Raw genomic sequence first — 22,486 nt, 5'->3', positions numbered from 1 at the left:
TACGCGTTGGGTGCAACGGCAAGCCTGTTGGCATCGGGCCTTTCTGCGTAGCTTTGTCGCTATTCGCTTCTTCTCTCATTAACACCCAGTCGGTTTGCTGCAGGCCGTCAACATTCGTAAACGCTACGGTTCGCTGGAAGTGCTCAAGGGCATCGATCTGACCATCGAAAAGTCGGAAATCGTGTCGATTGTGGGCTCCTCCGGGGCCGGCAAGAGCACCCTTTTGCACATCCTAGGTACGCTTGATACGCCCGATACCGGCGAAGTGCTATTCGACGGCGAATCGGTAAGCACCTTGAAGCGCTCCGAGCTGGCCAAGTTTCGCAACCGCCACATCGGGTTCGTGTTTCAGTTTCACAACCTGCTGCCTGAGTTCACGGCGCTCGAAAACGTGTGCTTGCCCGCGTACCTGGCCGGCCGCCACGAGCAGGAAACCCGCGTGCGGGCCCGCGAGCTGCTGGGCATGCTGAACCTGGAGCGCCGCGCCGACCACAAACCCTCCGAGATGTCGGGCGGCGAGCAGCAGCGCGTAGCCGTGGCGCGGGCCCTCATCAACTCGCCCGAAATCATTTTCGCCGACGAGCCCTCCGGCAACCTCGACTCGCAAAACGCGCAGGAGCTGCACCAGATCTTCTTTTTGCTACGCAAAGAGCTCGGCCAAACCTTCGTTATCGTAACCCACAACGACCAGCTTGCCGAAATGGCCGACCGCAAAATTACCATGCGCGACGGCTTCATTCTGGAATAGTCGAGCGGCCTGAAGCCAAGTCCGCAAAGCCTCTGAAAACGCGCCCACTCCGGGCGCGTTTTTTTGTGCTCATCACCTAGGGAATTGGCAGGCTCGCCTCAACTTCTTTGCGCTCAATGCGTTGAAGACCTACCCAAGCGGCTGCCTTAAATCAGTCCCCGAAACCCTGGCATGGGGGGCTGCGAGCTGGCTAAAGGCTTTAGCTATTCTATTTTTGAATATTATTTGTAAGTGGCTGATTTACAACAAGAAAAAATGCTAAAAATCAACCCTAAAAATGCACTAATCACCTAGGCGCCCTGTTATGAATCCGTAACACAGGACGTACTACAGGGAAATTAAGAAAGCCATGACTGAGGCACAAAAAGACAACAAAGCACCGGTTCGGAAAATGAAAGCGGAAAGCTATGACATCTCGCGCTCCGACGAGACGCTGTCGTTGGCCAAGGACTTGGCTAACTTCATCAAAGAGAACAAACTCACCACCTCGGTGCAAGGCAAAGAGTTCGTGAACGTGGAAGGCTGGCAGTACGCCGGCTCGCGCCTGGGCATCGTGCCCATCGTCGACCACGTCATCAACATGAGCACCGACACCGAAATTAAATACCAGGCCAAGGTGACGCTCTTCGACATGCGCTCGGAGCACACCGTGGGCGCCGGCTTCGCTATCTGCTCGAACAAGGAGCAAGGCAAGAAATTCTACCAGGAGTTTGCCATTGCCTCGATGGCGCAAACGCGCGCAATCGGTAAGGCTTACCGCAACATCCTGGCCTGGATTATCCGTGCGGCGGGCTACGAGCCCACGCCGGCCGAGGAAATGGAGTACGGCGGCAACGCGCCCGAAGCGCGCAGCGCCGACGCCACGCCCATGAAGGCCGTGAAAGCTGAGCAGACGGCTCCGGCTGCCGAGGCGGCCCCCGCTGCCAACGCGGCTTACGCCACGGCGCAGCAGAAGGAGGAAATCATCCGCCTGCTGAATCACCCGGTAATCACGCGTCAGGAGAAGACCAAGATGCTCCTGAACATCAACAAGCTCGATCAGGAGCGCGCCACGCAGGCCATTGCCAACCTGAAGAAAACCATCGACGACCGCGAGAACGGTCAGGCTGCTGCTTAAGCAAAGCAGTAATTATTACGAAAGCCCGGTTCCGCTAGGAGCCGGGCTTTCGTGTTTAATCGGCTAAGCCGTTCTCTTCGCTGTCATTGCGAGCCAAGCGAAGCAATCCTTCCTGTCGAGGCACAACCATTCACCTCGCACCAACCGAAAAACTTGTCAGCTGAAACAACCGCACGAGGTAAGAAGCGCTAAGTGCAGATGAACGGTTGTGCCCAGCCCAGGACCGATTGCTTCGCTTGGCTCGCAATGACAGCGGGGTGAACGGTTCTGCTCGCTTGCGTTTCGTGCGTAACTTCGTCGTCCGACAAACACCACTGCCGTGCCTGCACCTACCGACGACATCCTTTCCGTACTGCGCCAGCACTGGGGGCACAAGGCGTTCCGGTCGGGGCAGGAGGAAATAATCCGCTCGGTATTGGCCGGCCACGACACCCTGGCCTTATTGCCCACCGGCGGCGGCAAAAGCATTTGCTTTCAGGTGCCCACCTTGGCCAAAGACGGACTTTGTCTGGTCATCTCGCCGCTGATTGCGCTGATGAAAGACCAGGTAGAAAACCTGCGCAAGCGCGGCATTAAGGCCGAGGCGGTGTACGCCGGCATGAGCCACCGCGACATCGACCAGACCCTCGATAACTGCGTGTACGGGCCGGTAAAGTTTCTGTACGTGTCGCCGGAGCGGCTGCTGACTGAAATGTTTAGGGCGCGCGTGGGCAAGATGAAGGTGCAGCTGATTGCCGTGGATGAGGCGCACTGCCTGTCGCAGTGGGGCTACGACTTTCGGCCGCCTTACCTGCAAATCAGTGCCTTGCGCGAGCTGCTGCTGGGTGTGCCGGTGCTGGCCCTTACGGCCACCGCCACCGAGGAGGTGCGCCACGACATTCGGCAGAAGCTGAACTTCGGCCCCGCGGGCCAAACGTTCCAGCGCAGCTTTCAGCGACCCAACCTTTCGTACTCGGTGCTGCACACCGAGGACAAGCTGCAGCGCCTGCTGCAAGTGCTGAAGGGGGTGGGGCCGGGCAAAACGGCGGTGGTGTATGCCCGCACCCGCAAGCAAACCGAGCAGGCCGCGGCCTGGCTGCAGCAAAACGGCCTGAGCGCCGCCGCTTACCACGCCGGCCTCGCCGCCGACCAGCGCACCCGCGTGCAGCAGGACTGGACCAACGACAAAACGCGCATCGTGGTGGCTACCAACGCCTTTGGCATGGGTATCGATAAGCCCGATGTGCGCTGCGTGGTACACCTCGATGCGCCCGATTCGCTCGAAGCCTACTACCAGGAGGCGGGCCGCGCCGGCCGCGACGAGCTGTACGCTTTTGCCGTGCTGCTGTGGGGCCCCAACGACGCCCACGAAATGCGCCGCCGCGTGGCCCTGGGGCATCCGCCCATCGATGTGGTGCGGCGCGTGTACCAAGCCCTGGCCAACTACTCCGGCACAGCCGTGGGCGGGGGCGAGCTCGTGGCGTTCGACTTTGACTTGCAGCAGTTTGCCAGCACGTACCGCCTCAAGCCCATTGATGCGCACAACGCAATGCGCGTGCTTGAAAAGGCAGGTCTGGTGCAACTAAACGAGGCAGTTTTCAGCCCGGCCAAGGTGCATATCCCGCTCGACGTGCGCGATTTATACCGCTTTCAGGTGGCCAACGAGCGGCACGACCAGCTCATCAAAGCCATTCTGCGTTTGTACGGCGGCGAGGTGTTCAGCTCGTTTCAGAATATTTCGGAAGGAGCGTTGTCGCAGCAGCTGCGTTGGAGCACCGTGGATGTGCGCAAAACCCTGGAGTACCTGCACAAATCGGGCATAGTGCAGTACCAGCCGCGGCACGAGTCGCCGCAGGCGCTGTTTACCACCCCGCGGCACGATGCCGCCAAATTGCCGCTCGATGCGAGGGCCCTGGAAACGGCGCGTGAGCGTGATCTGCTGAAAACCGAAGCCGTAATCAACTACGCCAACGGCACGCGCTGCCGCCAGCAACTGTTGCTGGAGTATTTCGGCGAGCTGGATAGCAAGCCCTGCCGCATCTGCGACCATTGCCTTGCCGAAAAACGCCGGCAGCAAAAGCCAGTGGTAGCCACCGATCTGCGCGAGCAGGTACTGGCTCAGCTTCGTACTACGCCGCGTACTCCGCGCGAGCTGCTGGCTGGTTTTCAGCCCAGCCAAGCCGATGCGCTGACCTCGCTGCTGCGCGACCTGGTGGATACCGGCGTACTGCGCTACACCGATGCCGGCCAACTAGAAGCCGCCTAGGTGCTGGTGAGGTTGCGTAGGAACATGAGCATCCGGATTTACAGCGGCTACGTACTTACTGGGCCAAAAATGTAGCGTGGGCTTCAGCCCGCGTATGTCAGAACGATACGACAACGTGCTCGTTCTGATATACGCGGGCTGAAGCCCACGCTACATTACGCCCTAGGTGGGTTACTGCGCGTTGTAGGCCATGATGCCGCCCAACAGGTTGCGCACGTTCTGGAAGCCGTGCTGCTGCATCAGGGCTTTGGCCGTAGCCGAGCGGCCGCCGCCTTTGCAATGCACTACTACTTCCTGGTTTTTCAGGCCTTCGAGGTCCTCCAGCTTAGCGGGCAGCTCGCCCAGCGGAATGTTCTGGCTGCCGTTGATGCGGGTTTCCTCGTGTTCCCACGGCTCGCGCACGTCGATGATAACCGGAGCTTGGTTTTGCTGCTGACGCTCTTTTAGTTCGGTGGGGGTGATGTCGTTCATGTGGGGTTGGATGGGGTGGAAAGTTGGGCGGCACCCAGGCGGAGCCGCACCGCTAAAAAAGCGAATATCCGGCGAAGCGGCGCCTTACGGCTGCAGCACCAGGCGATGCGTGCTCAGGCTGCCGTCGGGCAAGGTGAGGCGTAATAAATACACGCCGGCAGTTACCGCGCGGAGGTTCAGTTGCGGCTGGCCGGCCTCGTTGACCGGCTGCCGCCACACCTCCCGACCTAGGGCATCAACCAGCGCGGCCCGGGCATAACGGCCTGCCACTTGCACGGTGCCGCGGCTGGGGTTGGGGTACACCTGAATGTTGGACGCAGTTTTGGGGGGGCGCGTGCCGGTTACGGTGCCCGTCATTACGGGCCGCAGCATGGGCACCACGTCGCGGTTCGAAAACACCACCCACACGCCGGTTTCGTTGTCGTAGAAAGCGTTGCGCGGCTGGCGGCTGTTTAGGTCGGCCCCGAACTGAATAAACAGGTTGGTGGCGGGCTGAATGTAGCCCACGTAGAAGTTGCCGCTCACCGGCACCGGCTGATCGAATACCACCTCCTGCAGGCCACCTAGGGCAGCATCGGTTTTCAGCGTTTTCGACTTGGTTACCCGGGGCTGCTCGGCGGGCAAGCCGTTGGGCCCGGTGGCGTCCCACACCGCAAAGGTTAAGGTAACGTCGGTGGGTACCGCCGTGCCCGGGGCCGCCGTGGCGCCGGCAAAGTAAAAGCGCACGCTCCGCAGTTGGTCGGGCCGGTTAACCGCAAAGCGCATGGCCCGCGAGGTGGCCCGCGCCTCGCTTTGGCGCAGCAGCGTGGTGCCCTCGGCCGAGCCGTCGTCGTAGGCGAAGTAGTTGTTGAGCTCGGTGATGCGGCGCACGGTGTCGTTGGGGGCGGTGCGCGGGTTGGCGGAGCTATTCAGCAGCGAAATGTAAATGCTGTGCTCGATGCGCTTGGGGTCGGAGGTAACGGGCACGGGGTTGGTGCCCACCGGCCCGCCGATGTAGAATTGCCGGGTACCGGGACCTAGGGAGGCGCCCCCCGTCAGGAACTGCCGGGGCGCGCCCGCGGGCAGCAGGCGCACCGTGCCCGTCCAGGAGAACGGGGTAGGCGGTACCGCGCCCGCATCGAGGTTGTTGAAGGTGGTGAAGGTGCTGTCGTTTAGCTCTTGCGCAGGGTTGGCAGCCGCGTTGTATTGCCACACCGGCATAGCAGTGTAGCGCTCCAGCAACGACGACAGCGGCCGGCTCAACACCACATCGGCATACGATACGTTGGTGGTGTCGCGGTTGCGGTCGAGTACCAGGTAATCGAGGTTCCAGGTGTCGCGCGTGCCAAACTGGTTGCCCGAGCTGCGGAAGCGAAAACGGAAATTGGCGTGCAGAAAACGGGCCTCGTTTACGGCAATAAAGCGCTGGGTGAAATCGGTGCGCAGCCCTTGGCTGGGCTTACGCCACACCACTACCCAGTTTTGGGTGTTGTCGAGAAACTCAAGCTGCAGAAACACCGGCCGCGTGCTTGACTGCGCCGAGGGCGCGCCCACAATGCTGCCCGCCTGCCAGAAAAAACTCAGGAAGGTGCGGTCGGCTGGGCGCACCGCGCTCAGGTCGATGGGGTGCGAGGTAAGCGTGTCGGTGAAGCTGAACGACGAGGTGGTGCCGTACGACCGGCCCTGGGCATTGAGGCCATCGAAGGTGGCAATGCCGCGCGAAGGCGGCGCCAGCGAAAAACGCTCGTTCACGAGCACACCGCCTTTGGGCTCCCAACGGTCGGGGTGGGGCGCGCCCTCGCGCTGGCCGGCAAAGTCTTCGAAAAACGGAAGGGTAAGCAGCACGTTGCCGCGCCGCGCGGTGGGGGCTTGGTGCTGGGCGGCGCGGGCCGGATCGGCCGGCAACGGGAGCGCGCCGGCTTGCTGCGCCAGTACTGCGGCCGGGCGCACGCCTAGGGCCAGCAGTAATGCACAAACGACAAATGGTAAACGTAGCCGATAAATCATGAGCGGGTAAGTTACGCACCGCAAACGTGCCAGCGCCCGAAAAGATTATGCCGCCGGGCGGTAAAGCCTAGGTGCCCGGCAACAAAAAAGCCACCCGGCAGGCCGGGTGGCTTTCGTTACGACGCTCGGTTGTTATTGCACGGCTTTGATAGGCTCCTTGCCCGCCACCCACAGGTCGACGAGCTGACCCGAGCGAATAGTCGCGTTCGGCGTAGCCTCGGGGCGCTGCTTCACAATGGTGCCTTCCTGCTGGCCTTCTTCGGGCTCCTGGTAGAAGGTTTCGCCGGGTACCAGGCCTTGGCCGGCCAACAGCGTAGCGGCTTCGTCGGCGGGCATGCCTACTACGTTGGGCACCGGGAACTCCTGGTTACCGAGGCCGTCGCCCACTACAAGGTCGACGCGGGTGCCTTTGGCAATGGGAGCCCCGGGCTCAATTTCCTTCCCGTTCACCATTTGCTTCAGCACGGCATTCTGGCGCAGATCGGGCACGAAGGTGAGCGTACCCACCGTCAGGCCGTAGCTGCTCAGGATCATCTGGGCGTTTTTCTGCGAGCCTTCCGTCAGCTTGGGCATTTTGATGACGGGCGGGTTCTTCATGGCCACCTGAATGTAGATTTTCCGGCCTTCCTTCACCTTTTCGCCCGGCTTGGGGTCTTGCGTGAGCACGGTGCCGGGCCGTATATCGGGCCGGTACGTGCTGTCGTCGACGAAGTACGCCAGGTCGCGGTCGTCGAGGTAGCTGTCCAGGTCAGCCATTTGCATGCCCGTTACTTTCGGTACCGCAATCGTCTCGCCGTGGTTGGTGGTAACGGGCAGATACACAAAGAAGAACAGGAACAGCAGCAGCAACGACACGCCCGTAATCACCAGCAGGTGCTTCAGCAGGTCGAACCAAGTATCGGATTTAAGGAAAGCCATCGGTGGCGGTTAATGAGGTTGTGAGTTGCTGAGTTTAGTAGTTGTTGAATGGAGGAGTTAGCAGGGAAACCGGTCTGTGCATCGCCCTAACTCTTCAACTCACTACTTCTCTAACTCTTTAACTGAACGCGTTTTGCCGTACTCCAGAATGCGGTCGATGAAGTCGTAGGGCGTGTAGCCGGCCAGCGCCGTTTGGTGGAAGATGCAGGTGGCGGGCGTCATGCCCGGCAGCGAGTTCACCTCGATGATGAGCACCTCTACCTCGCCGTTGTCGCGCACCCGCACAAACGCATCGATACGGGCGTAGCCCTCGATGTTCAGCACTTCGGCCACGCGGCGCAACACCTTCTTTACTTCCTCTGAAACGCGCTGGCGCTCGGCCGGGTCGGCGGCGTAGCGGGCGGGCGTAATGTTTTGCCCTTCGCCGGCCAGGAATTTCTCCTCCAGGCTCAGCACCTCGCCCGTAGCCAGGGCTTCGGAGGCTTCGAACACCTCAATGTCGCGGCCACCATCGTCGCGGCGGTGCGTCAGCAAACCACCCGTGATTTCGAGGAAGTGCTTGGCGCCGTCGCGCGAAATCAGCGTTTCAACCAGGAACACCTCCTTGCGGGGGAATTCCTCTTTAAACCCTAGGTTGAGGGTGCGGGCGGCGTCTTCGTGCAGGTCTTCCTGGTCGCGGAAAATCAGGCGAGTAAAGGCCTCCAGCTCCTGGCGGTTCTTGATCTTCTTCACCGCCGATGAGCAGCCGTCGTCCGAGGGCTTCGCGATGAACGGATAAGCGAACTGCTGTTCCAGCGACGCGAAGAAGCCTTCGGGGTCGGCTTCCCACTCCAGGCGAGCGGCCAGGCGGTGGTCGGCTACGCGCAGGCCGGCTTCGCGCAGCAGGCGGTTGGTTTCGAACTTGTTGATGGTGATGCTGCTCGACTTCACGCCCGAGCCGTTGTAGGGCAGGCCCACACGCTCGAGCTGCTGCTGCAGGGCACCGTCTTCGCCGGGGCGGCCGTGCAAGGCAATAAATACCTCGTCAACGCGCTCGGCCAGCTGCTCGAACGTCAGCTTTTCGGGCACCGCCACGGCTTGCGCGGCGTAGGTGTGCGTGATTTTGGAAGCCTCCTGCCGAATGCGCTCCAGAATGGGGTGCGGGCCGTGGCCGGCCTCGTAATGGCGCACCTTGTCGCGAATGTCGTCGGCGTTGTCCTTCAACATGATATTGATGGGCAGCACGTACAGCTGATAATCCTGCGACGAACCCGTGAGGAACACCGGCACCGGCTCGTACTTCGCCGACGACGACAGCTTCTCGTAGATGTTGCGGCCACTCTCTACCGAAATGTGACGCTCCGACGAATAGCCGCCCATAATTACGGCCACCTTGGTGCGCTGCCGCTCCTCCTGCTGACGACCGGCCACGGCCTGGTCGAGCTGGTGCAGCTTGCGGCCCAGCTTAATGGGCTGCAAACCGCCGCGGCGGCGCGCCGCCAACGAGGTGCGCACAATATAGGTGAGGAACTGCGAGGGGTTGAGCCCGATTTCCGCGGCCTGGTGGAAGAAGAACGAAGCCGGCAGCATGCCCGACGTGGTGTTCGGGTCGTTCAGGAAAATCTCGCCGCTTTCGGTGATGAAGCCATCCAATCGGGCATACACCTGGAAGCCGAACGTGCGAAACAGCTGCTCGCACTGCTCGCGGATGCGCTGAATATCGGCCTCGGGCAGCTCAATGGGCGTCACCTTGCGGGCCATGCCGGGCAGGTACTTCGAGCGGTAGTCGAACACCTCGGTGCCCTTCACGATTTCAGTAGGGGGCAGGGCCAGCGGCGTACCGTCAACATCCTCCACTACGATGCACGAAAACTCGCGGCCCTGCACGAAGGCTTCGACCAGCACCTGCTGCTCGCCCTGCACGTTGGTGAGGCGAACGGAATCCTGAAGCAGGAGGCGCTCATCGAGGGCCCGCAGCAGCTCTTCGGGATGGTAGATGAAGTTGTTAGCTGCTGGCTGTTGGCTGTTAGCTTCTTGTGCTTGAACGCCGCTAACAGCTGATGGCTGATAGCTAAGAGCTTCGTCAATAACTACCGGCAGGCCAATGCCTTCGCGAATGTCGGTGAGGTGCTGCGCCCAGGCAATGCGGTCGTGGGCACCTAGGCGCTGCCAGTCGTCGCGGGTTACGGTGCGGCGGAACAGGCTGCGCTCTACGGCGGCCGTGAACTTGGCCACGTCGGCATCGCGCACAATGCTTACGCCGATGCTCGAGCCCTGGCGCGGCGCTTTCAGTACGAGCGGCAAGCCCAATTCGCGCTGCAGGTAAGCCAGCAGGGCAGCCGGGTCGGCAGCGTCGAACTCCTCGGCCGTGAGCACGCGGAAGGCCGGCGAAGGCAGACCTAGGGCATGGATCAGGGTTTTCTGGGCAATCTTATCGATGCCGAAAGCCGAGGGCAAAATGCCGGAGCCGGAGTAGGGGATGCCGTACCACTCGAGCAAGCCCTGAATGGCGCCGTCTTCGCCGGCCGGGCCGTGCAGGGCCAGGAACGCGAAGTCGATCAGCTCGGCCAGCTCGTCGGGGCGCAGGCGGCGGCCTACCTCCGCGATGATGCGGTCTTGCTCCTGGTGGCTTAGCTCGCCCAGGCTCTCGAGGTACACCTGCAGCTTCAGGTCCGATTGCGGCACAGCCGACACGGGCGGGTAGAAGTCGCGGATGGTACCCTTGTAGAGGTACTGCCAGTCGAGCAGAATGAAGTTGCCGTGGCTGTCTACGAAGACCGGAACGGCCTGAAACAGCGACTTATCGAGGTTATCGTAAACCGTGCGGCCGCCAGCAAAGGAAATTTCCCGCTCACGCGACGGGCCACCGAAGAAAATGCCAATTCTCATGCTGCTGCAAAGTTAGGCGAAAAAAGAGCGCGCAGCCGAACGCCGTGCACGGCGAAAAGCAGCACCGGGGCAAACAAGGCACGGGCTGTAGCGCTGAGCGGTACCCGGCGCAGTCGGCGAGGCCGACCATGCGAGGCTGCGGGGTTACGGGCCATGCGGCGCGGTTCCGGATTGGCGCCTGCGGCGCCGGCGCCGAGTGCGACTCCGTGCTACATTAAGCGCCCGGCGCTTTTTGCATCACTGCCGAAAAACACCGAACTACGCGGCGCCGCGTATAAGGCGGCGTTTTCCCACCTAACCGGTTGCTCATGCAAACCATCGATCAGTACAACTTCGCCGGCAAAAGAGCCCTGGTGCGCGTCGATTTCAACGTGCCCCTCGACAAAGACTTCCGCATTACCGACGACACCCGCATTCGGGCCGCCACCCGCACCATCCGCAAAATCCTCTCCGATGGCGGCTCCGTTATTCTGATGTCGCACCTAGGGCGGCCCAAAGGCGGCCCCGAGGAGAAATACTCGCTGCGCCACCTGGTAAACCGCCTCGGCACGGAGTACGGCATGCCCGTGAAGTTTGCGCCTGATGCCATTGGGGCCGAAGCCGTTGAGCTGGCCCGTACCCTGCAGCCCGGCGAAATTCTGCTGCTCGAAAACCTGCGCTTTTACCCCGAAGAAGAAAAAGGCGACGCCCAGTTTGCCCAGCGCCTGGCTAGCCTGGGAGATGTGTACGTGAACGACGCGTTTGGCACGGCGCACCGCCGCCACGCCTCCACGGCCGTAGTGGCCGAGTCGTTCCCGCAGGCCCGCGTGGGCGGCTATTTGCTGCACAGCGAGGTTGAAAACGCCAACCGCGTGCTCAACAACGCCGAGCGGCCCTTTACGGCCATTATGGGCGGCGCCAAGATTTCGGACAAAATCGAAATCATTGAGCAACTGCTCGATAAGGTGGATAACCTGCTGATTGGCGGCGGCATGGCCTACACCTTCGCCAAAGCGCAGGGCGGCGACATCGGGGCCTCGTTGCTCGAAGCCGACAAGCTAGACCTGGCCCTAAGTCTGATTCAGAAAGCCAAAGAAAAAGGCGTGAACCTGGTGCTGCCCGCCGATAGCATCATCGCCGATAAGTTTGCCAACGACGCGAACGTGGACGTGGCGGCCAACACGCACATTCCGCCTACCTGGATGGGCCTCGACATCGGCCCCACGGCGCGCGAGGAGTTTGCGGCCATCATTCGCAACTCCAAAACCATTCTGTGGAACGGCCCGATGGGTGTGTTCGAGATGAGCAACTTCTCGCTCGGTACCGAGTACGTGGCCCGCGCCATTGCCGAAGCCACCGCCAACGGTGCCTACTCGCTCATCGGCGGCGGCGACTCGGCCGCGGCCGTCAATCAGCTGGGCTTTGCCGACCGCGTTACGTACATCTCGACGGGCGGCGGCGCACTGCTCGAGTACATGGAAGGCAAAACCCTGCCCGGCGTTGCGGCCCTAGGTTAGTAGCCATGCAATAGCATGAAGAAGGCCCCGCAGCAAGCTGCGGGGCCTTTTGCGTTTGGGGGTGAATAACGAAAGCCCGTCATCCTGAGCCCAAGCGAAGGACCTTCTCACGCGAGAACCTCCCCCCGGCCCCCTCTCCCAAAGAGAGGGGTAGTGGTTGCTATCCGGCGTCCGCACGCGAGATGTCCCGGCTGCGCCCGACATGACGTTCAGAACACGCGGTAAAGATGCTTCGCCTGCACCCAGCATCACGTGCTGGGTAGGGATTTCAGCCACGCTCCTAATTCAGGCTGAACCCAACCGGGCCGATGAGCTGGCTGCCCTGGCCGAGGAGCTTTTGCTTGTACTGCTCGTACTCGGCTTGTTTGATCACGTTGTGCTCGCGCAGCCACGTCAGGCGCTCCAGCTGGGCCTCGGTGGGCTCGAAGGGATTTACGCGCAGGTACTTGCGGCGCAAGTGCGCCACGGTGTAGGCGTGCAGCTGGGCCGCCACCGCGGGCAGTTGTTTGCCGGAGGCGCCTAGGTCGAGAAAGGGCAGGTTGCCGCGGCCGGTGGTGATAACGAAGTGCCAGTGCCAATGCTTGGCGGTGTAGGCCACCAGCACCCCCAGCAAGCCCAGCAAAATCAGCAACAGCCAGGCCGCGCTGTTGGGCTGCTCGCCGCGCAGCACGTAATCGTAACACACTTTGCCGCAGCCAAACGCCAAAAACAAGCTCAGCAGCGTAAGGCGCACCGGCACGTAGCGGTGGCGGGCCGTGCCGAGCGGCAGCAGGTCTTCGTACGAAATGGTTAGCTCGTTGTAGGCGTTGAGCGTGCGCTCGGTAAAGCGCAGACCGTCGGGCTCGAGCTTCAGCGAACGACGGGTAAAAAAGGTACGCTGTTCGAACACAGGAATTAGCAGTGAAAAGCCGGCGCAAAGATACGGCCAACGGCCGAGCTTAGGTGCTCAAACAACGCAGCGGCTAGGCGGGCAGGCCGTCTTCTTCGTCGGGGCGGCTGTAGAGGCTGATCCAGACCAGCTGCCGGAAAAAGTTGAAGGTGGCGCAGCACTCGGGGTCGGCTTTGGTAGCCTTGCCGCGGGCGTGGCGCACAAACAATTCGCGGGCTTCGGCCTCGGGCACAATTTCCAAGCCGCGCACATAGGCGGCATCGGCCTTGGGCAGGGCGCCCAGCTGCACCAGGTCGTCGGGGGTGGTGACGTCGCTGATGTCGCGGTGGCTGAGGCCAGCCTCCAGCATGTGGCCAGCAATACGCTCGGCCAAAGCCCAGCGGTATTCGGGGGTGGAGCGGTCGGTAGCGGCGGCAGCGGGGGAGGGAGCAGTGGTGGTAGCCATGGCCCTAGGTACGCACCGGCCGCGCAGGTGTTGCCAACGGCGGCCAGCCTTAGCGGAAGGGCGAAGGTGAAAAGCACAGCACAAACACCACCAGCATCAGCCAGCCCAGCACCTGCCGCCCCGGCGAAAGGGGGCGCTCATCGGTAGCGGGCGGGTGGTAGATGCCCGTAACGCGGCCCAGCAGCAGGCCAAACAACAGCCAGCCCGGGTTGCCCTCGATGCCCGGAAACGCCACCGATACCGCCAGCTGCGCCATGAACACTCCGGCCACCAGCATCCATACCCGGCGCGGCGTGGGCAGCACCCGGCGCAGTACAAAAAACAGATACAGCACGTATACCGGCCCGCCGTACAGCCACGTTTCGCGCGGCGCGCTCAGCGAAAAAAGCCCAAGGCCCGCGTAGAAGATGAAGCCCAGAAACAGCACCGCCGACAGCTGGTTGCCGCGCCGGAACCCCAGCAGGCCGTACAAAATGTGGCCGCCATCGAGCTGGCCGATGGGCAGCAGGTTGAGGGCCGTAAAAAACAGCCCCAGCACGCCCGCCAGCAGGTAAGGGTAGTGCATCAGCTCGTTGCGGTGGGGCAGGCGCGCCGGGTCGGCCAGCAGCTGGGCCAGGGCGTGGTAGAGCAGCGGCGGGTTCACGCCAAACGACTCAGCGTTGTACACGTAGCGGGCATAATCGGCGCCGTAAAAGCGGTACTCCGGATGCACCCGGAAGAGGTATTCGAGCGGCGGCAGATGCGTGAGGCCGTACACCAGCACCGCCACGGCCACCACCAAGCCGGCCAGCGGCCCGGCAATGCCCACATCAAAAAACTCGCGGCGCGAAAAAATCTTGTCGCGGATTTGAATGACCGCGCCGAACGTGCCGATGTCGAGCAGCCCGTTCAGCATGGGTATGTAGTACGGCAGCGAGGTACGGATGCGATTGTAGCGCGCCGTGAAATAATGCCCGAACTCGTGTACCGTCAGAATACCTAGGAAGGGCAACGAATAAGCCAACCCGCGCTGCAGCTCGGCCGCCGAGGGCCACCAGCCGCTCCAGAGCGACTGGGCTGTAACCTGCTCGGCCCCCGCCACCGTGGTGGTGTACAGGGTAATCAGAAACAGCCCTAGGTGCACCAGCACCACGCGCCACACGGGGGGCTCGGGGCGCTCGTAGCGGCGCCAACGCCAGCGCAGCGGCGCGCGGGGCAGGCGGCCAACGGGCGGCGGGGGGGTGGCATCGTCGCCGGCACTAGGCGGAAGGGAGGGAAAAGGCACGGAGCGCAGCAGGTAAGGCGTCGAGAAGGGTAAGCGGCGGCTGCAAAAACAACGTGCGAATGCCCAGCGCTTCGGCCGTCCGGATGTGTTGGATACTATCCTCCACGAAAAGGGTTTCCTCGGGGCGCCAGTTCAGCTCGCGCAGCACGTGCCCGAACACCTCGGGGCCGGGCTTGCGCAGGCCTACCTCCTGCGAGTAAAACACGCGGTCGAGCACATCGGCAATGCCGTTTTGCAGGCCGTACTGGCGGCGCAGCATCTCCCGGATCATGTCGATGTGAATGCTGTTGGTGTTCGAGAGCAACGCGGTTTGGTAGCCCTCGCGCCGCAGCTCCCGGATGTACTCGATGCGTTCGAGCGGCAAATCGAGCACCATGGCGTTCCAGGCTTCGTCGAGCTGGGCATCGGTGGCGTGGTGCAGGTCGTAGTGCTGGCGCAGGCCCGCCCGGAACTCGGCCGGCGAGAGGCGGCCGGTTTCGAGGTCGTCGAACAAAGCCGACTGCGCCGCCTGCGTAAACTCGATGGTAGAGCCCGCCCGGCTCAGGGCGCGCATGGCCTCCAGCGTGCGGTTGTAATCGACGTTGATGATGACGCCGCCGAAGTCGAAAAGCAGATTGGGCAACCGCCGCGCAGGAGCAGGCATAGGAGCAAGATTTGGTAATGAGGCCGCGAAATTGGTAGATTGCGCCGCCGAAACCAACCTACTGGCTTTTCAGTACTGGTTTACAGGCCGGGCCTATAGCTCAATCGGTTAGAGCAACTGACTCATAATCAGTAGGTCGCTGGTTCGATTCCAGCTGGGCCCACCCGAAACCCTGTTTGCACTATGTAAACAGGGTTTTTTGTTTGTGGCTGATGCTGTCGCGAGGTTTAGCGGCGGTTGTTCCTGACTCGCAGCGCTGCCCGGAGGCATTGCAGGCAGCTACGCCCCAACCCATCAGCTGATTACAAGCCCCCATCATGGGTGGGGTTTCGCGCACCTAGGGTTTGCAAGGAGGCAGCCCCGGCCAAGTCAAACGGCAAGCCCATGTGGAGCGCCAACTGCCGGAGCCATTCAGGATGCCGGCAGCAGGCGTGCTACTTTGCCGCTTCGGCTGCCGAAAGCGAAGCGGTGGTCCGTATTTGTTGCCCAGCATTGCCATGAGCATAATTTACCTGACAGATTTAATCGGGACCGGCGTGTTTGCCATTTCGGGCACGTTGGCCGCGTTGCACAAGAAAAAGGACCACGACCTGCTCACGCTGTTCATCTTCGCGTTTGTAACGGCGGTGGGTGGCGGTACCCTGCGCGACGTAATCATTCAGGCCTACCCCGTGGCCTGGATCAGCGACGCCAACTACCTGGTGGTTATAACCGCCAGCGTATTGATTGCCGTGGCGTGCCGGCGCTGGTGGCTGGGCGTGCTGCAGCGCCCCTTGCTGGTGTTCGATACCTTGGGCATCGGGATATTTACCATTCTGGGCCTGCAAAAAGCACTTAACACGGGCGTTAATGCGTGGGCCGCTGTGTTGCTCGGTATCGTTTCGGCACTTTTCGGAGGTGTAATTCGCGATACGCTGGCCAACGAGGTGCCGCTGGTGTTTGAGCGGCAGCTGTATGCTACGCCCTGCCTCACCGGCGCCGTGTTTTACGTGCTGGCGCTGTACCTGGGCCTCGACCCGACGGTAAATTTCCTGGTGGCGGTGGGCCTGATAACCATTTTTCGGTTGCTGGCCGCCCGCAACGGCTGGGCGCTGCCGCCCATTCGGGTTTAAGCCAACGAGTGTTGCCGCCTGGCTCTGGCTGGCCTCAGCCTTGGTAATAAGCCTCGCATAAACCGCACTATTTTTTGCAATACCCAGCCGGTGGTTAGCGCAAGTTTTATAGCTTTGAAACACAAAGTACTTTAATAACCTCTAGTCTTCACCCCACACCGGGCCCCAGCATGGAAAACCCCATCCTCGCCAACCTCCACAATCCCGGCCTGCTGGAAAGGTTGTACCGGGAAGACAAGCCGGCTTTCAAGCGGGCGTTTCAGGCGGCTTACCCCGAGCAGCCCGACAATGTGCTGCTGGGCTACTGGCACGCCCGGCTTACCTATGCCGCTCCCAAGGTTGCCGGGGGCGGGGGGCACCTAGGGTTTGTTGTGGTGGCATCGTTGCTGGCCGGGCTCATCGCCAAGCTGCCGGTCTTTTTCTCCCTCGATGAGGAGTTCTTTTACCCGCGCAACATCGGCTTTATCGTGTTCCCGATGTTGTCGGCCTACTTTGCCTGGCGCAACAAGCTCACCGCCGGCAAAGCCGCTTTTGTGGCGGGGGCCAGCCTGGTGGGCGTGGTATTCATCAACCTGCTGCCCGATGTGCGCACCAGCGACACGCTGCTTTTATCGTGCGTGCACCTGCTGCTGTTTTTGTGGTCGTTGCTGGGGTTTGCCTACGTGGGCGGGGCCGCCAACAACCCCGCTAAGCGCCTGGGTTTTCTGAAGTACAACGGCGACCTGGTCGTCATCACCACGCTTATTCTGATTGCGGGCGTGATCATGACCGGCATTACCATCGGGCTGTTTTCCCTCATCGGGTTGCAAATCGAGGAGTTTTACGTGCAGTACGTGGTAGTATTCGGGCTGGCCGCCGCGCCCATTGTGGGCACTTACCTTACCCAAATAAATCCGCAGCTGGTGGGCAGAGTGTCGCCCGTTATTGCCCGCATCTTCAGCCCCCTGGTGCTGGTTATGCTCGTTATCTACCTAGGGGCCATGGTGTACTCCGGCAAAGACCCCTACAACGACCGGGAGTTTCTGCTGATCTTCAACGCGCTGCTTATCGGCGTGCTGGCCATTATTTTCTTCTCGGTTTCGGAAGGCGCCAACGCCAGCCGAACGCGCCCCGAAATCTGGGTGCTGGCTTTGCTTTCGGCCGTAACGGTTATCGTGAACGGCGTAGCCTTGTCGGCTATTCTGTTCCGGATTTCCGCCTGGGGCATCACCCCCAACCGCGCGGCCGTGTTGGGCGGCAACGTGCTCATCCTCATCAATCTGCTGCTCGTAACGGCCCAGCTGTTCCGGGCCGTGTCGCGCCGAAGCAGCCTGAGCGGGGTAGGAGAGGCCGTTACCGCTTACCTGCCCGTTTACTTTCTCTGGACGGTTATCGTCACCTTCCTCTTTCCTTTTCTCTTCGGCTTCAAATAGCACAACCGGCGCCTGGCCGGGCAGCACGCGGCTGCCCGGCCAGGCGCCGGTTGTGCTGAAGGTAACGTCAGGAGGGCCGTACTACCTGCCGAGAGGCCTCGCCGCGGCCCGGCATGACGTTCCGGGTACAGGGGGCGTCAGGAGGCCCCCGGCGGTATTACTGCCAGCCGCCACCTAGGGCGCGGTACACCTTCACGGAGGCGTTGAGCTGCTGCATCCTGGTTTCGATCAGCTCGAACTTCGATTCCAGGGCCTCGCGCTGGGTAAAAAGCACCTCGGTGTAATCGGCCCGGGCCGAGCTGAACAGGCTGCTCGAAATCGAGGTCGACTGGTTGAGCGCCTGCACCTCGCGGGCTTTCTCGTCGTAGCTCCGGGCCAGGTTGTCGATGCTGGCCAGCTGGTTGGCCACCTCGATGTAGGCGTTCAGCACGGTGCGCTCGTAATGGTACACGGCCTGCGTCTGGCGGGCATTAGCGCTGAAGTACAGCGCCTTGATGCCGTTTTTGTTGACGAGCGGGGCCGCCACGTCGCCGGCCACCGCCAGCAGCATCGACTCGGGCAGCGTGGCCAGCAGCGCCGGGTTGAACGCGGCCGCGCCCACGCCGGCCGTAATGCGCAGCGAAGGGTAGAAGTTGGCGCGGGCCACCTGCACATCCAGCTTGGCAGCCGCCAGGTTTTGCTCGGCCTGCCGGATGTCGGGGCGGTTTTGCAGCAGCTGGGTGGGCACCCCAGCCTGAATGGCTTTCGGCACCAGCTCGTTGAACGTGGCAGCGTTGCGCGCCACCGGCTGCGGATAACGGCCCGCCAGAAAGTTGATGCGGTTTTCCGTTTCCACGATGCGCTGCTGAATGCTGTACTGAATGGCCTGCGTGTGGTGCACCTGCGCCTCGAAGCGGCGCACGGCCAGCTCGGTCACGCGGGCGGCATCCTTCTGCAGCCGCACGGCTTTCAGCGCATTGCCTTGTATTTCCAGGTTCTGCCGCACAATGGCCAGCTGGTTGTCGAGGGCCAGCAGCTCGTAGTACGAGGTGGCAATTTCGGCTACCAGGTTGGTTTGCGTAAAGTTCCGGCCCTCCACCGAGGCCAGGTAGCGCGCGGCGGCCGCCTTCCGGGCGTTGCGCAGCTTGTGCCAGATATCCACCTCCCAGCTGGCGTAGGCCCCCACCCGAAAATCGGGCAGCGGATCGGGCGTGCGGCGCGCCGGCTTTATGTCCACGCTTTCCTCGGTGGCGCCGGGCAGGGTGTAGCGCGGCGCTTTTTCGGCGCCGGCGCCGCCGCCCAGGCCTACCGTGGGCAGGTACTCCCCTTTGCGGGCGCGCACCTCCTGCCGGGCAATTTCAATTTCCTGCCGCGTAATGTTCAGCTCCTGGTTGCGCTGCAGGGCCGTGTCAATCAGGCCCACCAGGTGCGGGTCGGTAAAAAACTCCTGCCACCGCGCCCTGGCCGAGTTGGTGCTATCGGGCGCGCCGCCGGTGTAGCTGGCCGGCACGGCGCGGTTTTCCTTTTGCTGAACCAGAGCCGGCGTTTTGCAGGCCCCCACGGCCAAGGCCAGGCAAGCCGCGCTCAGGCCTTGGTATATGCGTTTCTTAAGCATGGGCTTCTACTTCTTCAACCAAAACGTGGGGCTCGAACTCCGACAGCGGGTGCTCGTTTTCATCCCGGATCAGCTTGCGGCCCGAGGCCAGCGTACCGAAGATGTAGTACAGGCCCGGCACGATGATGACCCCGAATACGGTGCCGAACAGCATGCCACCTAGGGCCGAGGTGCCGATGGTGCGGTTACCGATGGCGCCCGCGCCGTGGGCAATTACCAGCGGAATCAGGCCCGCGATGAAGGCAAACGAGGTCATCAGAATGGGCCGGAAACGCACCTTGGCGCCCTCAATGGTGGCCTCGCGCACCGTCATGCCCTCCTCGTGCTTCTGCACCGCAAACTCCACAATCAGCACCGCGTTCTTGCCGAGCAGGCCCACCAGCATTACCAGGCCCACCTGGGCGTAGATGTTGTTGGCCAGGCCCATGCCCTTAATCAGCAGGAACGAGCCGAAGATGCCCGCCGGCAGCGACAGAATAACCGCCAGCGGCAGCAGAAAGCTTTCGTACTGCGCGGCCAGCACCAGGTACACGAACACGATAACCACCAGGAAGATGTACACAGCCTCGTTGCCGCGGCTCACCTCGTCTTTCGAGAGGCCGCCCCAGTCGATGTCGTAGCCCCTAGGTAGGGTTCGGGCGGCCACCTCCTGCACGGCCTTTATGGCCTCGCCCGAGCTGTAGCCCGGGGCCGCATCGCCCCGAATGGAGGCCGTAGGGTACATATTGTAGCGGGTTATTTCGTTGGCGCCCTGGCTTTTCACGATTTTCATGAAGGCCGAAAACGGCACCATTTCGCCTTTGTCGTTTTTCACCCACATATCGAGCACGTCTTTGGGCAGGCGGCGGTACTCGGGCGAGGCCTGCACGAACACCTTAAAGAAACGCTGGTACTTGATGAAGCCCAGTTCGTAGGTCGAGCCGATCATGATGCTCAAGGTGTTCATGGCGTTGCCGATGCTCACGCCCTTTTGCATGGCCAGCTGGTTGTCGATCTGCAGCTCGTACTGGGGGTAGTTGGCCGAGAAAAACGTGAACAGCCCGCTCAGCTCGGGGCGCTTTTTCAGCTCGCGCATGAAATCGTCGTTCACCTTTTCCAGCGCCTTGTAGTCGCCGGTGCTGGTTTTATCGAGCAGCTGCAGCTGAAAACCGCCCGCCGCGCCGTAGCCGGGCACTGCCGGCGGCTCGAAGAACTCGATGGTGGCGCCGGGTATTTCCTTGGCTTTCTCCTCCAGGCCCTCCACCACGTCGCGGATGCTCTGCTTGCGCTCGGCCCAGGGTTTTAGGTCAATCAGCAGGGTGCCGGCGTTGGAGCCGCGGCCCTCCGTCAGTACCTCGTAACCGGCCAAACTCGACACGCTTTCCACGCCGGGCACCTCCTTGGCCAGCTTCGAGAGCTGCTGCGAGAGGGCATTGGTGCGCTCCAGCGTCGAGCCGGGCGGCGTCTGGATAATGGCGTAGAGCATGCCCTGGTCTTCGGCCGGAATAAAGCCCGAGGGCAGCTTGGCCGTGATGCCGAAAATGCCAAACCCGAACACCAGCAAAATGCCGAAGGTGAGCACGCGGCGGGCGACAATCTTCTCAAGGAAGTTGGTGTAGCGGCCCGTCAGGCGCTCGAAGCCGCGGTTAAACCAGTCGATAAACCGGTTGATGGGCGTTTTCTTGCGGGGCTGGCCGTGCGTGTTCTTCAGAATCATGGCGCACAGCACGGGCGTCAGGGTCAGGGCCACGATGCCCGAAATGACGATGCTGGAGGCCATCGTGATGGAGAACTGGCGGTAGAAAATGCCCACCGGCCCGCTCATGAACGCTACCGGCACGAACACGGCCGTCATCAGCACGGTAATGGCAATGATGGCCCCGCTGATTTCGCCGATTACCTCGCGCACCGCCCCATAGGGCGAGAGGTGCTTTTCCTCCATCTTGGCGTGCACGGCTTCCACCACCACGATGGCGTCGTCGACCACAATGCCAATGGCCAGCACCAGCGCGAACAGGGTAATCATGTTAATCGTCATCCCGAAGGCCTGCATGGCAATGAAGGCGCCCACCAGCGACACCGGCACGGCGATAATCGGAATGAGCGTGGAGCGCCAGTCGCCCAGGAACAGGAACACCACCAGGGCCACCAGAATAAAGGCATCGCGCAGGGTGTGGATTACGTTCTCGGTGGAGGCGTCGAGGAAGTTCGAAACGTCGTAGCTGATTTTGTAATCCATGCCGGGCGGCATGGTTTTCTTCAGCTCCTCCAGCTTGTCCTTCACGCGGGCAATTACCTCCACGGCGTTGGAGCCGTAGGTTTGCTTCAGCATAATGGCCGCCGAAGGGTAGCCGTCGAGGTTGGAGTAGATGTCGTAGAACTCGGAGCCCAGCTCCACGTTGGCCACGTCTTTGAGGCGCAGCGTTTCGCCGTTGGCATTGGCCCGGATGATGACGTTCTTGTACTCCTCTACGTCGTTGAAGCGGCCCTTGTAGGTGAGCACGTACTCCAGCGCCGAGGCCTCTTTGCCGTCGGAGCGGCCGATGCGGCCCGGCGAGCCGATCACGCTCTGGTCGTTGAGGGCCTCCATCACGTCGTCGACCGACAGGTTGTAGGCCCGCATGCGGTCGGGCTTCAGCCACACGCGCATGGCGTACTGGCGCGAACCCAGAATGCTGGCGCGCCCGATGCCGTCGATGCGCTGGATTTCGGGCAGCATGTTTACCCCGGCAAAGTTGAAGAGGTACCGCATGTCGGTATTCTTGTCTTTGCTGTAGAGGTTCACGTACATCAGCATGTTGGGCACCACGCGGTTTACCACCACGCCCTCGCGCTGCACCAGTAGGGGCAAGCGGTTGAGCACCTGGGCAATGCGGGTGTTCACGTTCACCACGGCCTGCTCGGGGTCGGTGCCGAGGTTGAACACGATCTGGATGTTGGCCTCGCCGGCCGACACGGCGTCGGAGGTCATGTACTTCATGCCGGGCACGCCGTTGATGGCCTGCTCCAGCGGAATCAGCACCGACTCGGTAAGCACCTTGGCGCTGGCCCCGGGGTACGCCGTGCTCACCATTACCATGGGCGGCGAAATTTCCGGGAACTGCGAGTTGGGCAGGGTATTGATGGCCAGTAGGCCCAGGAACATGATGACCACCGATATGACGATGGCAAACACGGGCCTGCGAAGGAATTTGCTGAACATGTTTAGTTAGCCGTTAGCTTTTGGCTATTAGCTGTTAGCTCGGTTCTGAATGGAAGTTGCTGGATATGGACTTTCCCGAATAAGAGACTAACGGCCA

Annotated in this window: 16 protein-coding genes and 1 tRNA gene; 7 read left to right on the top strand and 10 right to left on the bottom strand. The window is 61.8% G+C overall.

What is annotated here, in order from left to right; genetic code table 11:
• Window positions 1–94 precede the first annotated feature (94 nt).
• From OIS50_RS08540 to OIS50_RS08530, 3 genes are all read left to right on the top strand, one after another.
• Window positions 95–748, top strand: coding sequence for an ABC transporter ATP-binding protein (locus OIS50_RS08540; RefSeq protein WP_264693892.1), 654 nt, complete (start codon window positions 95–97; stop codon window positions 746–748).
• Window positions 749–1,139: 391 nt separating this feature from the next.
• The gene (locus OIS50_RS08535) at window positions 1,140–1,865 is read left to right on the top strand and encodes a hypothetical protein (protein WP_264693891.1); all 726 of its coding nucleotides are present in this window, start codon (window positions 1,140–1,142) and stop codon (window positions 1,863–1,865) included.
• A 319-nt stretch (window positions 1,866–2,184) separates the two neighbouring features.
• On the top strand, window positions 2,185–4,110 hold the full coding sequence (locus tag OIS50_RS08530; RefSeq protein WP_264693890.1) for a RecQ family ATP-dependent DNA helicase: 1,926 nt from the start codon (window positions 2,185–2,187) through the stop codon (window positions 4,108–4,110).
• A gap of 171 nt (window positions 4,111–4,281) precedes the next feature.
• Here the strand turns inward: OIS50_RS08530 and OIS50_RS08525 are convergent, their stop codons facing one another.
• From OIS50_RS08525 to OIS50_RS08510, 4 genes are all read right to left on the bottom strand, one after another.
• Window positions 4,282–4,581, bottom strand: a complete 300-nt coding sequence (locus OIS50_RS08525) for a rhodanese-like domain-containing protein (RefSeq protein WP_264693889.1) — start codon at window positions 4,579–4,581, stop codon at window positions 4,282–4,284.
• 84 nt (window positions 4,582–4,665) lie between these two features.
• Window positions 4,666–6,567, bottom strand: a complete 1,902-nt coding sequence (locus tag OIS50_RS08520; protein ID WP_264693888.1) for a T9SS type A sorting domain-containing protein — start codon at window positions 6,565–6,567, stop codon at window positions 4,666–4,668.
• Window positions 6,568–6,699: 132 nt separating this feature from the next.
• Window positions 6,700–7,485 carry a PASTA domain-containing protein gene (locus OIS50_RS08515; RefSeq protein WP_264693887.1) on the bottom strand — a complete coding sequence of 262 codons (786 nt, stop codon included), beginning with the start codon at window positions 7,483–7,485 and terminating at the stop codon, window positions 6,700–6,702.
• Between the two features lie 102 nt (window positions 7,486–7,587).
• Window positions 7,588–10,353, bottom strand: coding sequence for a D-alanine--D-alanine ligase family protein (locus OIS50_RS08510; protein ID WP_264693886.1), 2,766 nt, complete (start codon window positions 10,351–10,353; stop codon window positions 7,588–7,590).
• A 308-nt stretch (window positions 10,354–10,661) separates the two neighbouring features.
• On the opposite strand from OIS50_RS08510, the gene OIS50_RS08505 reads away from it, so the two are divergent.
• A complete protein-coding gene (locus OIS50_RS08505) occupies window positions 10,662–11,849 on the top strand; it encodes a phosphoglycerate kinase (RefSeq protein WP_264693885.1) in 1,188 nt (395 codons plus the stop codon).
• A gap of 280 nt (window positions 11,850–12,129) precedes the next feature.
• On the opposite strand, the gene OIS50_RS08500 is transcribed toward OIS50_RS08505, so the two are convergent.
• The 4 genes from OIS50_RS08500 to OIS50_RS08485 all read right to left on the bottom strand — a co-directional run bounded on the left by OIS50_RS08500 (window position 12,130) and on the right by OIS50_RS08485 (window position 15,090).
• Window positions 12,130–12,738, bottom strand: coding sequence for a hypothetical protein (locus OIS50_RS08500; protein WP_264693884.1), 609 nt, complete (start codon window positions 12,736–12,738; stop codon window positions 12,130–12,132).
• Window positions 12,739–12,811: 73 nt separating this feature from the next.
• The gene (locus tag OIS50_RS08495) at window positions 12,812–13,183 is read right to left on the bottom strand and encodes a hypothetical protein (protein WP_264693883.1); all 372 of its coding nucleotides are present in this window, start codon (window positions 13,181–13,183) and stop codon (window positions 12,812–12,814) included.
• Window positions 13,184–13,232: 49 nt separating this feature from the next.
• The gene (locus tag OIS50_RS08490) at window positions 13,233–14,447 is read right to left on the bottom strand and encodes a site-2 protease family protein (protein ID WP_264693882.1); all 1,215 of its coding nucleotides are present in this window, start codon (window positions 14,445–14,447) and stop codon (window positions 13,233–13,235) included.
• Window positions 14,422–15,090 carry an HAD family hydrolase gene (locus OIS50_RS08485; protein WP_264693881.1) on the bottom strand — a complete coding sequence of 223 codons (669 nt, stop codon included), beginning with the start codon at window positions 15,088–15,090 and terminating at the stop codon, window positions 14,422–14,424. The genes OIS50_RS08490 and OIS50_RS08485 overlap by 26 nt, the downstream gene beginning before the upstream one ends.
• Window positions 15,091–15,179: 89 nt before the next feature.
• On the opposite strand from OIS50_RS08485, the gene OIS50_RS08480 reads away from it, so the two are divergent.
• The 3 genes from OIS50_RS08480 to OIS50_RS08470 all read left to right on the top strand — a co-directional run bounded on the left by OIS50_RS08480 (window position 15,180) and on the right by OIS50_RS08470 (window position 17,614).
• Window positions 15,180–15,253: transfer RNA gene (locus OIS50_RS08480), tRNA-Ile, on the top strand.
• A 334-nt stretch (window positions 15,254–15,587) separates the two neighbouring features.
• Window positions 15,588–16,202, top strand: a complete 615-nt coding sequence (locus OIS50_RS08475; protein ID WP_264693880.1) for a trimeric intracellular cation channel family protein — start codon at window positions 15,588–15,590, stop codon at window positions 16,200–16,202.
• A gap of 170 nt (window positions 16,203–16,372) precedes the next feature.
• Entirely contained in the window at window positions 16,373–17,614 is a 1,242-nt protein-coding gene (locus tag OIS50_RS08470) for a hypothetical protein (protein WP_264693879.1), read from the top strand.
• Window positions 17,615–17,771: 157 nt separating this feature from the next.
• Here OIS50_RS08470 and OIS50_RS08465 read toward each other — a convergent pair whose 3' ends face one another.
• Together OIS50_RS08465 and OIS50_RS08460 are read right to left on the bottom strand one after the other, a co-directional pair.
• The gene (locus tag OIS50_RS08465) at window positions 17,772–19,208 is read right to left on the bottom strand and encodes an efflux transporter outer membrane subunit (RefSeq protein WP_264693878.1); all 1,437 of its coding nucleotides are present in this window, start codon (window positions 19,206–19,208) and stop codon (window positions 17,772–17,774) included.
• The gene (locus OIS50_RS08460; protein WP_264693877.1) at window positions 19,201–22,389 is read right to left on the bottom strand and encodes an efflux RND transporter permease subunit; all 3,189 of its coding nucleotides are present in this window, start codon (window positions 22,387–22,389) and stop codon (window positions 19,201–19,203) included. Before OIS50_RS08460 ends, OIS50_RS08465 begins: the two co-directional genes overlap by 8 nt.
• Window positions 22,390–22,486 lie beyond the last annotated feature (97 nt).

Origin of the sequence: Hymenobacter sp. YIM 151858-1, from assembly GCF_025979705.1 — a bacterium.
In the GTDB taxonomy this organism is placed as follows: domain Bacteria; phylum Bacteroidota; class Bacteroidia; order Cytophagales; family Hymenobacteraceae; genus Solirubrum.
The sequence above is the reverse complement of the archived record's forward strand: the minus strand, read 5'-3'. Positions and strand labels throughout refer to the sequence as shown.